Annotated in this window: 14 protein-coding genes; 5 read left to right on the forward strand and 9 right to left on the reverse strand. The window is 65.8% G+C overall.

Annotated elements, in window-relative coordinates; translation table 11 throughout:
* Positions 1 to 202: 202 nt before the first annotated feature.
* The 4 genes from FFS49_RS10460 to FFS49_RS10475 form a co-directional block, all read right to left on the reverse strand.
* Positions 203 to 919 (reverse strand): class I SAM-dependent methyltransferase, encoded by a 717-nt coding sequence (locus tag FFS49_RS10460; protein WP_105815499.1) that lies wholly within the window; start codon positions 917 to 919, stop codon positions 203 to 205.
* Positions 920 to 1,023: 104 nt separating this feature from the next.
* The gene (locus FFS49_RS10465; RefSeq protein WP_105815500.1) at positions 1,024 to 1,320 is read right to left on the reverse strand and encodes a 4Fe-4S dicluster domain-containing protein; all 297 of its coding nucleotides are present in this window, start codon (positions 1,318 to 1,320) and stop codon (positions 1,024 to 1,026) included.
* A gap of 2 nt (positions 1,321 to 1,322) precedes the next feature.
* The gene (locus FFS49_RS10470; RefSeq protein ID WP_105815501.1) at positions 1,323 to 1,631 is read right to left on the reverse strand and encodes a hypothetical protein; all 309 of its coding nucleotides are present in this window, start codon (positions 1,629 to 1,631) and stop codon (positions 1,323 to 1,325) included.
* A gap of 12 nt (positions 1,632 to 1,643) precedes the next feature.
* Positions 1,644 to 2,228 carry a sigma-70 family RNA polymerase sigma factor gene (locus tag FFS49_RS10475; RefSeq protein WP_171026751.1) on the reverse strand — a complete coding sequence of 195 codons (585 nt, stop codon included), beginning with the start codon at positions 2,226 to 2,228 and terminating at the stop codon, positions 1,644 to 1,646.
* A 272-nt stretch (positions 2,229 to 2,500) separates the two neighbouring features.
* On the opposite strand from FFS49_RS10475, the gene FFS49_RS10480 reads away from it, so the two are divergent.
* On the forward strand, positions 2,501 to 4,330 hold the full coding sequence (locus FFS49_RS10480; RefSeq protein ID WP_039343159.1) for a methyl-accepting chemotaxis protein: 1,830 nt from the start codon (positions 2,501 to 2,503) through the stop codon (positions 4,328 to 4,330).
* A 49-nt stretch (positions 4,331 to 4,379) separates the two neighbouring features.
* Here FFS49_RS10480 and FFS49_RS10485 read toward each other — a convergent pair whose 3' ends face one another.
* The 4 genes from FFS49_RS10485 to FFS49_RS10505 form a co-directional block, all read right to left on the reverse strand.
* Positions 4,380 to 4,844, reverse strand: coding sequence for a GNAT family N-acetyltransferase (locus FFS49_RS10485; protein WP_105815503.1), 465 nt, complete (start codon positions 4,842 to 4,844; stop codon positions 4,380 to 4,382).
* 109 nt (positions 4,845 to 4,953) lie between these two features.
* Positions 4,954 to 5,325 (reverse strand): nuclear transport factor 2 family protein, encoded by a 372-nt coding sequence (locus tag FFS49_RS10490; protein WP_105815504.1) that lies wholly within the window; start codon positions 5,323 to 5,325, stop codon positions 4,954 to 4,956.
* 92 nt (positions 5,326 to 5,417) lie between these two features.
* Entirely contained in the window at positions 5,418 to 6,017 is a 600-nt protein-coding gene (locus FFS49_RS10495; protein ID WP_105815505.1) for a hypothetical protein, read from the reverse strand.
* Between the two features lie 348 nt (positions 6,018 to 6,365).
* Positions 6,366 to 7,385 (reverse strand): AraC family transcriptional regulator, encoded by a 1,020-nt coding sequence (locus FFS49_RS10505; protein WP_105815506.1) that lies wholly within the window; start codon positions 7,383 to 7,385, stop codon positions 6,366 to 6,368.
* A gap of 145 nt (positions 7,386 to 7,530) precedes the next feature.
* On the opposite strand from FFS49_RS10505, the gene FFS49_RS10515 reads away from it, so the two are divergent.
* The 3 genes from FFS49_RS10515 to FFS49_RS10525 are packed head-to-tail and all read left to right on the forward strand — an operon-like array spanning position 7,531 to position 11,197.
* Positions 7,531 to 9,198, forward strand: a complete 1,668-nt coding sequence (locus tag FFS49_RS10515; RefSeq protein WP_105815507.1) for an acyl-CoA synthetase — start codon at positions 7,531 to 7,533, stop codon at positions 9,196 to 9,198.
* 22 nt (positions 9,199 to 9,220) lie between these two features.
* Positions 9,221 to 9,988: a 3-hydroxyacyl-CoA dehydrogenase gene (locus FFS49_RS10520; RefSeq protein WP_039343179.1), complete on the forward strand. Its 768-nt coding sequence runs from the start codon at positions 9,221 to 9,223 to the stop codon at positions 9,986 to 9,988.
* 18 nt (positions 9,989 to 10,006) lie between these two features.
* Entirely contained in the window at positions 10,007 to 11,197 is a 1,191-nt protein-coding gene (locus tag FFS49_RS10525; protein WP_105815508.1) for an acetyl-CoA C-acetyltransferase, read from the forward strand.
* A gap of 101 nt (positions 11,198 to 11,298) precedes the next feature.
* Here the strand turns inward: FFS49_RS10525 and FFS49_RS10530 are convergent, their stop codons facing one another.
* On the reverse strand, positions 11,299 to 11,991 hold the full coding sequence (locus tag FFS49_RS10530; protein WP_105815509.1) for a TetR/AcrR family transcriptional regulator: 693 nt from the start codon (positions 11,989 to 11,991) through the stop codon (positions 11,299 to 11,301).
* 355 nt (positions 11,992 to 12,346) lie between these two features.
* Here FFS49_RS10530 and FFS49_RS10535 point away from each other — a divergent pair, with 355 nt between their 5' ends.
* Positions 12,347 to 13,627 (forward strand): Zn-dependent hydrolase, encoded by a 1,281-nt coding sequence (locus tag FFS49_RS10535; RefSeq protein ID WP_105815510.1) that lies wholly within the window; start codon positions 12,347 to 12,349, stop codon positions 13,625 to 13,627.
* Positions 13,628 to 13,674: the final 47 nt, after the last annotated feature.

Here is a 13,674-nt window from a genome sequence, read left to right on the forward strand (position 1 = left end):
ACCGTGAAACGACTCTACGCCGATGATAGTGCGGATTCCCGTGTGAAAGTAGGTAATCGTCAGGCTCCCTAAGCCAGAAACCCCCGCCCGAAAGGCGGGGGTTTTTGCATTGGTGCGGCGGAAATGCACAAGGGATCAAGACGGGCGGCGCTGTCCTTTAGCCCGAGATCCCATGGAATAAGCGTTTCGACAGACTCCCCACTCAAGAAACGACGACCGTAAATTCGACTCCCGATTCAAAGTCCAGGGTAGTGGTCGAAAACCGCGGGTCGTTGTCCAGGTAATGCTTGTACGGTCGAACGGCGTCCTCTGCCGTGTACATGTTGTCGGCCAGCACGACCGATCCCGGGCGCAGCAGGCGCTCGATCTGCCTGAACAGTTTCAGATAGGCGTCGGCCCATACATCGATGAACACCATGTCGAAAGTACCGTCCAGTTCGACGACGGTCTCGAATACGTCGCCCTCCCGCATGTCGACATAGGCATCCAGGCCCGCCGTCCTGACGTGATCGCACAAGCGCGTGATCTTGAGCGCATCGCGTTCGGTCGCGACGACCACGCCACGGCCCAACGTGCGCAGCGCCTCGGCGAAATACAGCGTGGATACGCCGCATGAACTGCCGAGTTCAAGGATTCTGGCCGGTCGTTGCGAGAGCACCATGTTGCGCAAGAATCCGCCCGTTTCCGGCGACACGGCCAACGATAGCGGACTGCCTTCGGGGGAATCGAAGTCGTCGCTGGACAGCCCGAACGTTTCGAGAAACCGCCCCCGCAGACGGGGCGCGATCGCTTCGTATTCCTCGGCCAACGACAGAAAATCCTCGTTCGATCCCTGAAATTGCGCGCGGGCGCGGGCGACGATTTCGGTGCGGCTCTCTTCGTGGAGCCGCTGCAGAAGGGCGATGGTGGGTGAAGTCATGTGCGTTCCTTGACGCGATTGATCCGGTCGACGATGCCTCCAACGACAGCCTTCCCCGTCAGAGTCGCTGCGCTGTCGCTCGATATCGGCGATACATGGTGTTGCTATGCCGTTCGGGCGAGCGTGATCGCGCGTTCGGGGCACGCCGTCACACACAGTCCGCATGACCGGCACGCGTCTGCATTCGGCGTATAGGCGACCTTCATGCCATGCACGCGCTGCTTCAGGCGATGCATCAGGTCAAGGCCGAGGTAATCGACTTTGTCGATGCGCCGGATCTCGAACACGTTCTCGGGGCAAACCGCGACACAATCCCCTTTGCCTTCGCAGCGCTTCAGATCGACGACCGGCGCAATCACCCCCGGCTGCTGTTTGCAGTCGTCCGTTGACTTGTCGGGCATGTTCATTCTCCCGTGGGCCGGTTGCTGCCGGATCGCCACGCGGTCCGGAAGTGCTCGCGTTCCTCCGGTGTCATGGATTCCCACTCGCGCCAGTGGCGTCGGCCGCGCCAGCCGTGATGTCCGCGGAATCCGCCGAACAGGATGCGGCTCAACACGAGCAGGCCCAGCGCATGGGCGAAGTCGATCGTCCGGGCGCCGACGAACAGCGCCGGAATCACCCAGTTCCATAACATCATGACGACCCATCCGAGCACGCCTAACGCGATCAACACGAGAAGCGCCTTGCCTGCACATCTGATTCGGAAATTCATCTGTCGATTCCTCTAGGTGTTATCCAGTTCGTCATAAATGGGCTGCAGTCGGGCACGCAAATGCAGGACCGCATAGCGTTTGCGAGCGAGCAGCGTATTGAGCGCGACACCGCTTTGTGCGGCCATTTCCTTGAAGGACCGGCCCTCCAGCTCGTGGGCGATAAATACCTCACGCTGATTCGTCGGCAACTCGTCGAGCGCATCCTGCAAAGCCTTGAGCACCAGCGTGCGAGCGTAGAGCGCTTCGGGGCCGGCATCATGCGCCGGTAGCGCGAGGTCCAGGCGGTACTCACCGCTTGTGTCATCGTCGACCTCGGACAGATCGGTCAGCGGCTGCTCCTTCTTTTTGCGAAAGCGGTCAACGATCCGGTTGCGTGCGGCACGGAAAAGCCACGCGCTCGCCTGCTCGATTGGCGCAGGAAGTCGATACGCCTGTACGAATTCGTGAAACACGTCCTGCAGGATGTCCTCGGCGTCGTCCGGGTCGCGAATCCGACGCCGGATGAAATTCACTAGCCTCGATCGTTCACGCATCACTGTCGCTGTGATGTCGCGGTCTGGGTCCGTCATCGTTTGCGAAGTGGGTGGCGATTCCATGTGCCTGAAGACGTTTCAGGCGCGCGAATATTGTGGCGAGAGAAAAAATCTGCTGCCGAATGCCTCCTCCTCTACGTATCTCGGGCAGTCGCACGGTATCCGACTTGTCGGACCAGCCCGTCCGTCCCCCAATCGGCGACTCCGACGAACCGTTACCCGCACTGGTCTGGCCAGTCAGGCCTTAAGTTCCCCCAGCCGCTGTCGTTAAACAGGACGTTGCCTGTTTTTGGCGACCCCATTCCTATAACGCGGTAACGGAGATCGAAGTCATCATGTTGTCCTCGATTCGTGCACGGATACTCGCGACCTGCGTCGCCATCGTGGTAACGGCGCTGGCCGTGACAGGCGGCCTGGTCTATTACGTCGTCAAGCAACACAACGACGAGACAATCGACCAGAATCACAAGTCGATCCTCGCCGGGCACGCGCTGGCGATCAACGAATGGGTGGCCAGCAGAGGCCGGGAAACCCAGGCACTCGCAGACACGATCGCCATCGGCGAAGGGGATCCCCTGCCGGCGCTGAAGCTGCTCGGGAAGTCGGGCGGTTTCGAAGTATTGACGCTCGGCCTGCCGGACAAGACCGCGTTCTCGAACGTGCCGCTCGCCCCCGGCTACGACCCGACGGCACGCCCGTGGTACAAGCAGGCCGTCAGCGCCGGCAGCCTGGTCGTGACGGCACTCTATCGTGATGCAACGACCGGCAAGCCGGCTGTTGCGTTCGCGGTGCCGGTGGTGCGCGACGGCACGGTGAAGGGCGTGCTGGCCGCCAGCCTGTTCATGGAGAGCGTGAGCTCGATCGTGACCTCGGTACACCCGACACCCGCGAGCTTCGCATTTCTGGTGGACAAGAGTGGGCGCGTGATTGCGTCGGCCAAGACCGACCTGATCATGAAGCCGGCGACCGGTCTTTCCCCTGCACTCGACGCCGACCACCTCGGCGCGCTGCAGTCAGCGTCCAAGCCCGTCGCTGTCGACATCGACGGCGCCACCAAGCTGGTGCGGGCCCAGCCGATCGCCGGTACCGATTGGTCCCTCGTGCTCGCGCTCGACAAGGCGGACGTGACGGCCGGCATGCGCGCGGTCGCGACGACGACGCTGGCGGCGATCCTGATCGTGGCCGTGATCGCAGCCGCGCTCGTCGGTGCGATGACGAACGCAGCCTTCAAGCGCATCCTGCTGGTCCGCGACGCGCTGACGGATGTGTCGACCGGCAGCGGCGACCTGACGAAACGCTTGCCCGCCGACGGCGCGGACGAAGCCGCGCAGATCGCGCATGCGTTCAATCTGTTCGCCGAAAAGATCAGTACGATCCTGCTGCAGATTCGCGAGTTCAGCGAATCCGTCAATCTCGCGAGCGCCGAGATCGCGCAGGGCAACCAGGATCTGTCCGGCCGGACCGAGCATGCCGCATCGAGCTTGCAGGAAACGGCCGCCGCGCTCGAGGAAATCGCCGGCACGGCCCGCAACTCGGCCGATGCCGCGAGCCAGGTGAGCCGTCTGGCGGAATCGGCGTCGGACGTCGCGGTGCGCGGCGGCACGGTCGTCAGCGAAGTCGTCGCGACGATGAACGAGATCACGCAGGCATCGAGCGAGATCGCCAACATCGTCGGCGTGATCGACGGCATCGCGTTCCAGACCAACATTCTCGCGTTGAACGCTGCCGTCGAGGCCGCACGTGCGAACGAGCACGGCCGGGGCTTTGCGGTCGTCGCGGGCGAGGTGCGTGCGCTCGCGCAGCGCAGCGCGCAGGCCGCCAAGGAAATCAAGCAGTTGATTCACTCGTCGGTCGAGAAGATCGAGGGGGGCTCGGGACTCGTCCAGACGGCCGGTACGACGATGAACGAAATCGTCGAGGGCGTGCGCGGCATCACGAGCGTGATTGCGGAAATTACCGTCGCCGCCAAGGAGCAGAGCACGGGGATCGAGCAGGTGAATCAGGCGGTGTCGCAACTCGACAATGCGACGCAGCAGAACGCGGCGCTCGTCGAGCAGTCGGCGGCGGCCGCGACATTGCTGCGCGAGCAGGCCGCCAGGCTCGCGCAGACGGTCGGCGAGTTCAAGCTCGAGGACCGCCGCGCGATGACGTTGCAGCCAGCGTGAGAAGGGTGATACCGGGTACGTCTGGCGGCGGTGCCGACGGACGTTGCAATCAGATCGTGATCCTCAGGATCGGGAAGAACCTGCCCGGGACGACGCCCGATTCCTTTTCGCCGATTTTTTCAGCGCCGAGCGCCAGATAGAACGGAACCGCATTGGGGTCTGCTTCGATCACGAAGCTTCTGATCCCTCTCGCGGCGCTTTCCCTGCGGACCTCTTCCCATAGTGCCCGGGCGACACCGCGGCCCATGTGGTCGGGATGGACGAACAGCCATCCGGGCGTCGGGTGCTCCGATTCCGATGACGCCCTGACCCAGAACCCGATGATTGCCGCGCCTGATTCCGCAACGTATCCGATCGACCCGTCGATCGTCTCCGGCACAATCGTGAGATCGCTCTGCCACAAGTCGAGCCAGTCCTGCGGATAGCCCCAGTGTGCCTTCGAAATGCGAGCCAGTCGCGTGAGTGCGTCCGCGTCCGCGGGACGGGCCGCGCGCACGGTGAATGCCTTGTGCATCTCGTCTCCTGTGATGGCCGACAGCTTCGTCGAGGGTATCGCCCGGCCCGCGTCGACTCGACGCCGGATTCGTGCTCGCCGGTTCCAGGGAACGTCGTGCTCGACGCGGCTAGGCGACCTGCGATGCATGGCCGGCGACGACGCGCCAGCCGGCGGATGATAGGCGCCAGAGCCGAGTATAGGCAAACGCGCCCTCGAACGCCGTGCCGTCGAAATGACCGGCGAGTATCGCCTTCGTCGTGGTCAGGATCATTCCGCCGATCGCGTATGCGTGTGTTTCCTGCACATCGAGTCTGTCGAGGCGCAGCAGCTTCGCGCGATGCGCGGCCAGGTCGTCTTCCTTCGAGATGACCTGGCCGGTCGGGACGGTGAACACCAGATCGTCATCCAGCAACGCATCGAGCGCTTCGACATCGTTGGCCAGCATCGCGGCGCGAAGCGCGATTTCACTGGATTCGATCGCTGTGCGGATTGCATCCATTTGAGGGCCTCGCATCGTCTTTGAAGATTGGTGGTTCAGCTCATACCGGCGAGCAACAGCAGCAACGAACATACCGCACCGACGGATACCGTCTACCGCGCGTTCGACAGCGATTGACGCCGAACGAGCATCACCACGCAGATACCGATCGATGCGATGACGTTGACGGCCGGATAGAACGCGACCGCGAGGCTCCATGTGCGCAACGCCAGCAAGGCCAGCGCGTACTTGAGCACGCACAGCGCGAAATACGCGAGGCTCTCGCTCCACGGATCGTGGAGCGTCTTGCGGACGGTCGGGCCGAGCCCGGCCAGCTCGATCAGCGTGACCAGGCAGATCGAGAGCGTCGGGTCGTCGGTCAGCATCCACAGCGGAATGGCCGACAGGGCCGCGACCAGGAAAAACCAGTCGATGCGTGTCCAGCCGCGTTCGCCCCGAAAGATGCTCGCCACCAGCGTCAGGAAGCAGGTAACGGCAATGGCTGCCGTGCACCACGCGGATGGCCCGGCACCCGCGACGAACTGGCCGGCAGCCGCGATCGCCGTGACGACCGACCACACGAGCCATGTGAACAGATGCGGACGAACCGTGCGCCGGTAGATTGCGAGCGCATACGGAATCGCCGCCAGCAAAGACACGGCCGTTCCGATCACGCCAAAGATCGAAGCGGCGCCCTGATCGACACTCATCATCGACGCACCCTCGTTCGCGCAGGCCGACCAGTATGTGGCCGGACGGGCCGGTGCGCAACGTCGTGCCGGCCACGTGTCGCAGCGGGTGTCACGTCGCATCGCACTGGAAAGCCGATGCGATCGCACGCAAACAAACGGCAGCGGGATTGCGATGGGGCAGGACCGACCTCTATACAGGAGAACTGGCGAGCCGGCTCGGCGGCGCGGACGTGTCGTGGATCGTCGGTTTGTCGCTGACGTCGCTCGTCTACTACGCGGGGGTGCAAGCTGTTCTCGCGGCCGCTGCAGCGCGTCGCGTGAGCGTTTCCGTGTCGGCCGGGTGTTCGGTGTCGACGGCTGCTTGCCGCCTCATCCGCTCGCCACGCCCGGCTCTCCCTCCGCCGCATGCACGTCCCGCCGGAACGCACCCGGGCTCGTGCCCGTCCATTTCCGGAACGCGCGATGAAACGCGCTCGGCTCGGTGAAGCCGAGCTCGGCCGCGATCTCCGCGACGCTGAGCGCATTGCCGCGCAGCAGCGACTGGGCCAGCGCGCCGCGCAGCTCGTCCTTGATTGCCGCGAAGCTTTGCCCTTCGCTACGCAGCCGCCGCCGCAGCGTCGCGGGCGTCGTGTCGAGGCGTACGGCCAGCGTGTCGAAGTCGGGCCACTCCGCGGCCGGTTGCGTTTTCAGCTGCGCGCGTGTCCTCGCGACCCAGCCCGTGTCGTGCCGGTAGCGGACGAGCAGGTTGCCGGGCGCGCCACGCAGGAAAGTCTTCAGCGCCTGCTCGGAGCGGATCGTCGGCAGCGCGAGGTATGCGGCATTGAATGCGAGCCGGCTGTCGGGCCGGTCGAAATGCACGGGCACGCCGAAGAACTGGTGATAGTCACTGCGCTGGTCGGGGCTCGGGCATGCGAAGTCGATCCGCTGCAGCGGAATGCGCCGGCCGATCAGCCAGCACGCGACGCCAAGCAGGATCAGCCAGAATGTCCGGTACGCGAACGCCGGGTAGGGCGCGCCCGTCTGCGTCAGCACGATCTGCGCCTGCCCGTCGGCCACGATGAGCTCGCCACGCGGCTCGTCGAGCACCACCCGCAGGAACTGCAGCGCGCGCCGCAGCGCCTTGTCGAGCGTGCCGGCGTGCAGCACCGCATGGCACAGCAGCGTGAAGCTGCCGCGCCGCATCGGGCGTGCGGCGAGGCCGAAGAACTCGTCGTCGAGCGCGCCGGCGATCGCGAGCCACAGCCGGCCGTACTGCTGCGGCGTGACGGGCTCGCGCACGGTGGCCGGCAGGCCGGCGGCACGCAGCACGGGCTCCGTCGGAAGGCCTTGCCGGCGCAGGCACGCCAGCGCATCGTGAACGAAATCCGACGAAATCATCTGCGGCCCCATTTTCCAGCGTCCTCCCGACATGGCAAAAGCGATCACGATTCTAGATTCTGTTTGTCATTGATTGCAATGTACGGGCTGTCTACTATCGATGTATCCCCCGTCGCGCCCCTGGCTCGCCGGCGGCCATAACGCACAGGAGACACGCATGTCTGATGGAGCTACCGCCCGCGCGGTGCCGGCCTATGCCGACGCCGTGGCCCGGTTTAGTATCGAGACCGCCGCGAAGCAACTGCACGGCGACCTGGAGCGCGGCCTGAATGCGTGCGTGGAATGCTGCGATCGCCACGCATCGGCGGATGCGGTCGCGCTCGACTGGATCGACGCCGGCGGCCAGCACCACCGCTACACGTTTGCTCAGATGAAGGCGCTGTCGGCGCGCGTCGCGAACCTGCTGGTTGCGCAGGGCGTGAAGCCGGGCGACGTGGTGGCGGGACTGTTGCCGCGCACGCCCGAACTCGTCGCGACGATCCTCGGCACGTGGCGCGCGGGCGCCGTCTACCAGCCGCTGTTCACCGCCTTCGGCCCGAAGGCGATCGAGCACCGGCTGCGCATGAGCGACGCGCGCCTGGTCGTGACCAACGTCGCGAATCGCGCGAAGCTCGACGAGATCGCCGGTTGCCCGCCCGTCGCGACGGTGCGCGAGCCGGGCGAGACGCTGCCGGAAAACGACATCGATTTCCGTGCGGCGCTCGACGCGCAGCCCGATTCGTTCGAGCCGGTGCTGCGCAAGGGCACAGACCTGTTCATGATGATGTCGACGTCGGGCACGACAGGTTTGCCGAAGGGCGTGCCGGTGCCGCTGCGCGCGCTGCTCGCGTTCGGCGCATACATGCGTGAAGCGGTGGACCTGCGTGCCGACGACCGCTTCTGGAACATCGCCGATCCGGGCTGGGCGTACGGCCTCTATTACGCGATCACGGGCCCGCTGCTGCTCGGGCACGCGACGACGCTCTACGAAGGCGGTTTCACGGTCGACAGCACGTATGACGTGATCGAACGGCTCGGGATCACGAGCCTCGCCGGCTCGCCGACGGCCTACCGGATGCTGATGGCGGCCGGGACGGAAGCGGCGGCACGGCTGAAGGGCAAGCTGCGCGTGGTCAGCAGCGCGGGCGAACCGCTGAATCCGGAAGTCGTGCGCTGGTTCGACGCGGCGCTCGGCGCGCCGATCTACGATCACTACGGCCAGACCGAACTCGGGATGGTCGTGAACAACCACCACGGCCTCGCGCACGTGGTCCACGCCGGTTCGGCCGGCCTCGCGATGCCCGGCTACCGCGTCGCGGTGCTCGACGAAGCGAGCCGCGAACTCGGCCCGGGCGAGCCCGGCAATCTCGCGATCGACATCGCGCGCTCGCCGTTGCTGTGGTTCCACGGCTACTGGCAGCAGGACACGCCGGCGATCGCGGGCGGCTATTACCGGACCGGCGACAACGTCGAGCTGGAGCCGGACGGCACCGTGAGCTTCATCGGCCGCGCGGACGACGTGATCACGTCGTCCGGCTACCGGATCGGCCCGTTCGACGTGGAAAGCGCGCTGATCGAGCATCCGGCCGTGAGCGAGGCCGCCGTCATCGGCGTGCCGGACGCGGAGCGCACTGAGATCGTCAAGGCGTTCGTCGTGCTGTCGAAAAACTACGACGGCACGCCGGCGCTGGCCGAGGAACTGAGCCTGCACGTGAAGCGGCGGCTGTCCGCTCACGCCTATCCGCGCGCGATCGATTTCGTCGATGCGCTGCCGAAAACCCCGAGCGGCAAGATCCAGCGCTTCGTATTGCGCAAGATGGAAGCCGAGAAAGCCGCTCAATCCTGAATACACACTGTACGGACTGCGAATGGATATCAAGGATCGCGTTTTTCTGATTACGGGCGCCGGTTCCGGCCTCGGCGCCGCGGTGGCGCGCATGGTGGTCGCTGAAGGCGGCAAGGCCGTGCTGCTGGACGTCAACGAAGAGGCCGGTGCGGGCCTCGCGCACGAGCTTGGCACGGCTGCGCGCTTCGTGAAGACCGACGTGACGAGCGAAGCCGACGGCCAGGCGGCCGTCGCAGCCGCGCGTGACGCGTTCGGCCGCATCGACGCGCTCGTCAACTGCGCGGGCGTCGCGCCGGGCGAGAAGGTGGTGGGCCGCGACGGCCCGCATTCGCTCGACCGCTTCGCGCGTGCGGTGTCGATCAATCTGGTCGGCACGTTCAACATGATCCGGCTGGCCGCCGAAGCGATGTCGAAGCAGGAGCCCAATGCGGAAGGCGAGCGCGGCGTGATCGTCAACACCGCGTCGGTCGCGGCGTTCGACGGGCAGATCGGGCAGGCCGCGTATGCGGCGTCGAAGAGCGGCGTGGTCGGCATGACGCTGCCGATCGCGCGCGAACTCGCGCGGTTCGGCATTCGCGTGGTGACGGTCGCGCCGGGCATCTTCGCGACGCCGATGATGGCCGGCATGCCGCAGGACGTGCAGGACGCGCTCGGCAAGAGCGTGCCGTTCCCGCCGCGGCTCGGCCGCCCGGAAGAATTTGCGGCGCTGGTGCGCCACATCGCCGAGAACACGATGCTGAACGGCGAAGTCATCCGTCTCGATGGCGCGTTGCGCATGGCACCGCGCTGACACTGGAGGAAACGAATCATGACGACTCAGGATCCGATCGTAATCGTTGGTATGGCGCGTACGCCGATGGGTGGTTTCCAGGGCGACCTGGCGGCCGCCAGCGCGAGCGATCTCGGTGCGGTAGCGATTCGCGCGGCGCTCGAGCGCGCGAACGTGCCGGCCGAGCGTATCGATGAAATCGTGTTCGGCTGCGTGCTGCCGGCGGGCCAGGGGCAGGCGCCGGCGCGGCAGGCCGCGCTGAAGGCCGGGCTGCCGCTCGCGGCCGGTGCGACCACGGTCAACAAGATGTGCGGCTCGGGGATGAAGGCCGCGATGTTCGCGCACGACCTGCTGCTGGCGGGCTCGGCAGGCGTGGCCGTCGCGGGCGGGATGGAGAGCATGACGAATGCGCCGTACCTGTTGCCGAAGGCGCGCGCCGGGATGCGCATGGGGCACGGGCAGGTGCTCGATCACATGTTCCTCGACGGGCTCGAGGACGCGTACGAGAAAGGCCGCCTGATGGGCACGTTCGCCGAGGATTGCGCACAGGCGTACCAGTTCACGCGTGAAGCGCAGGACGCGTTCGCGATCGCATCGCTGACGCGCGCGCAACGGGCGATCGCCGACGGGCATTTCGTGTCGGAAATCGCGCCGGTGACCGTGAAGGCCGGCAAGGCCGAAACAGTCGTGTCGATCGACGAGCAGCCGGGCAAGGCAAAGCTCGACAAGATCCCGACGCTGAAGCCTGCGTTCCGTGACGGCGGCACGGTGACGGCCGCGAATGCGTCGTCGATCTCGGACGGCGCCGCCGCGCTCGTGATGATGCGCCGCTCGGAAGCCGAGCGCCTGGGCCTCACGCCGAAGGCCGTGATCGTCGGGCATTCGACCTACGCGGACAAGCCGGGCCTGTTCGCGACCGCGCCGATCGGCGCGCTGCGCAAGCTGTCGGAGAAGACCGGCTGGAACCTGCGCGACGTCGACCTGTTCGAGATCAACGAAGCATTCGCGGTGGTGCCGATGGCCGCGATGCGCGATCTCGACCTGCCGCACGAGAAGGTCAACGTGCACGGCGGCGCGTGCGCGCTCGGGCATCCGATCGGTGCATCGGGTGCGCGGGTGATGGTGACGCTGCTCGCCGCGCTCGAAACGTACGGGATGAAGCGCGGCGTGGCGTCGCTGTGCATCGGCGGCGGCGAGGCGACGGCGATCGCGATCGAGCGCGTCGTGTAACGCATCACGCGTAGCCCATATGTGGCGACGCGTACGACGGGTATCGCACGGGAATCACCAGTGCGATACCCGTTGTTCTTTTGGCGAATCGCGCTGTCGCGCTACGCCTTCGCCTCCGGCGACACCGCCCCGCACGCACGAATCACGAGCTGCACGACCTGCTCGGTCTTCTCGTCGAACGCCTTCTGCGTGAACGTGCGCTTGCCGCTCAGCGCGCGGATCTGCGCATCGAAATCCGCGTAGTGCTGCGTGGTGGCCCAGATCAGGTACATCAGCGCATGCGCGTCGATCGGTGCGAGCAGCCCGCGCGCGATCCAGCTGTCGATGACCTTCACGCGCGTATCGAACCACGGCTTCACGCGTTCGGACAGGATGTCCTGCATGTGCTCCGCACCGTGGATGATCTCGTTGGCCCAGACCTTCGAGCCGAGCGGGCGCCGCCGCGACAGCGCCATCTTCGCGCGCACGTACGCACCGATCGCTTCGACGGGATCGTCGTCGGCCTCGAACGAACCGGCCGCGCGATGCCAGTCCTCGAACAGGTCGTCGAGCACGCGGCGGTACAACGCAAGCTTCGTCGGGAAGTAGTAATGCAGGTTGGCTTTCGGCAAGCCGGCGCGCTCCGCGATCATCGCGGTGCTCGCGCCGTCGAGCCCGCGCTCCGCGAACACGGCTTCCGCACAGGCGAGCAGATGCGCTTCGTTGGACTCGCGGATGTGCGCCTTGCGTCGCCGCAATGGCGCCGGCGTTTCGTCGCTGTCGGTGGCTTCGGTTGTCGCCTCGTCATGTCTCATCGTTGCCCTCGCGCGGCGGGCGTGCCGCGTTGGGCTTCATTCTAGCCGCTGATTCGCATCGAACGCACGCGTACCGATCTCACGCATTCATCGCCATGCTGCGTTGCGGTGGCACGTTTCTCGCTCTATCCATTCACGCAAGAAAGAGATTGATTTGGCCATTTTGATCGTCTAAAACCTGTCCAATCGGACAGGATTCGACGAGCGGCGGAAACCTTTCGGCCCGATTCGTCGGACGATCTTCGCGAAGACCGGGGCATGCACCGCGCTTGGGCGGCGTTGCCCCGAAACAGGCATGACACGCACCGGCACAGACCGGGCTGACGACATCACCGACCCCACAGGAGCGATACGAATGAACGCGGTATCGGAAACAGTGAAGCGGGCAGCTTTCGACACGTCGATCAAGGTCGACGGCAAGCGGTTGTGGGACAGCCTGATGGAAGTCGCGAAGATCGGCGCGACGCCGAAGGGCGGCGTGTGTCGCCTCGCGCTGACCGATCTCGACAAGGCCGGCCGCGACCTGATCGTCGGCTGGGCGAAGGCCGCCGGCTGCACGGTGACGGTCGATACGATGGGCAACGTGTTCATGCGCCGCGAGGGCCGCGTGGCCGATGCGGCGCCGGTCGTCACGGGCTCGCACGCGGATTCGCAGCCGACGGGCGGCCGCTTCGACGGCATCTACGGCGTGCTCGGCGGCCTTGAAGTGATTCGGAGTCTCAACGATCATGGCATCGAGACCGAGCATCCGGTCGAGGTCGTGATCTGGACCAACGAGGAAGGCTCGCGCTTCGCGCCGGCGATGGTTGCGTCGGGCGTATTCGCGGGCGTGTTCCCGCTCGAATACGGGCTGTCGCGCAAGGATGTGGACGGCAAGACGATCGGCGAGGAGCTGGCGCGCATCGGCTATGCGGGCGACGTGCCGTGCGGCGGGCGCAAGCTGCACGCGGCGTTCGAACTGCATATCGAGCAGGGGCCGATTCTCGAGGCGGAGTGCAAGACGATCGGCGTCGTGACCGACGCGCAGGGACAGCGCTGGTACGAGATCACGTTCACCGGCCAGGAAGCGCACGCGGGGCCGACGCCGATGCCGCGGCGGCGCGACGCACTGCTCGGCGCGTCGCGCGTGGTCGATCTCGTCAACCGGATCGGCCTCGATCATGCGCCGTTCGGCTGCGCGACGGTCGGCATGATGCAGGTCTATCCGAACTCGCGCAACGTGATTCCGGGCCGCGTGTTCTTCACCGTCGATTTCCGTCATCCGGACGACGCGGTGCTCGCGAAGATGGATGCTGCATTGCGCGAAGGCGTGGCGCGCATCGCGGGCGACATCGGGCTCGAGACCGAACTCGAGCAGATTTTCTATTACAAGCCGGTGGCGTTCGATGCTGCCTGCGTGGAAGCCGTGCGCAGTGCGGCCGACCGCTTCGGCTTCTCGCATCGCGACATCGTGTCGGGTGCCGGCCACGACGCGTGCTACCTCGCACAGGTCGCACCGACGTCGATGGTGTTCGTGCCGTGTGTCGACGGCATCAGCCACAACGAGATCGAGGACGCGACGCCCGCCTGGATCGAGGCCGGCGCGAACGTGCTGCTGCACGCGATGCTGTCGCGTGCATGCGAGCCGGCGTCATGACGTCAGGGCCGTAGCAGCCGGCAGGCTGATCAACGCGTGACAGCCTG

Source organism: Burkholderia sp. 4NA327C6, assembly GCF_005502655.1.
Lineage (GTDB): Bacteria > Pseudomonadota > Gammaproteobacteria > Burkholderiales > Burkholderiaceae > Burkholderia > Burkholderia contaminans.

Bases quoted from the DNA above. Each gene is read 5' to 3' on its own strand.
- FFS49_RS10505 (WP_105815506.1), bottom strand. From the start codon at position 7,385: ATGGGGCCGCAGATGATTTCGTCGGATTTCGTTCACGATGCGCTGGCG.
- FFS49_RS10530 (WP_105815509.1), bottom strand. From the start codon at position 11,991: ATGAGACATGACGAGGCGACAACCGAAGCCACCGACAGCGACGAAACG.
- FFS49_RS10535 (WP_105815510.1), top strand. From the start codon at position 12,347: ATGAACGCGGTATCGGAAACAGTGAAGCGGGCAGCTTTCGACACGTCG.
- FFS49_RS10490 (WP_105815504.1), bottom strand. From the start codon at position 5,325: ATGGATGCAATCCGCACAGCGATCGAATCCAGTGAAATCGCGCTTCGC.
- FFS49_RS10525 (WP_105815508.1), top strand. From the start codon at position 10,007: ATGACGACTCAGGATCCGATCGTAATCGTTGGTATGGCGCGTACGCCG.
- FFS49_RS10485 (WP_105815503.1), bottom strand. From the start codon at position 4,844: ATGCACAAGGCATTCACCGTGCGCGCGGCCCGTCCCGCGGACGCGGAC.
- FFS49_RS10515 (WP_105815507.1), top strand. From the start codon at position 7,531: ATGTCTGATGGAGCTACCGCCCGCGCGGTGCCGGCCTATGCCGACGCC.
- FFS49_RS10475 (WP_171026751.1), bottom strand. From the start codon at position 2,228: ATGGAATCGCCACCCACTTCGCAAACGATGACGGACCCAGACCGCGAC.
- FFS49_RS10460 (WP_105815499.1), bottom strand. From the start codon at position 919: ATGACTTCACCCACCATCGCCCTTCTGCAGCGGCTCCACGAAGAGAGC.
- FFS49_RS10465 (WP_105815500.1), bottom strand. From the start codon at position 1,320: ATGCCCGACAAGTCAACGGACGACTGCAAACAGCAGCCGGGGGTGATT.
- FFS49_RS10470 (WP_105815501.1), bottom strand. From the start codon at position 1,631: ATGAATTTCCGAATCAGATGTGCAGGCAAGGCGCTTCTCGTGTTGATC.
- FFS49_RS10495 (WP_105815505.1), bottom strand. From the start codon at position 6,017: ATGATGAGTGTCGATCAGGGCGCCGCTTCGATCTTTGGCGTGATCGGA.
- FFS49_RS10520 (WP_039343179.1), top strand. From the start codon at position 9,221: ATGGATATCAAGGATCGCGTTTTTCTGATTACGGGCGCCGGTTCCGGC.
- FFS49_RS10480 (WP_039343159.1), top strand. From the start codon at position 2,501: ATGTTGTCCTCGATTCGTGCACGGATACTCGCGACCTGCGTCGCCATC.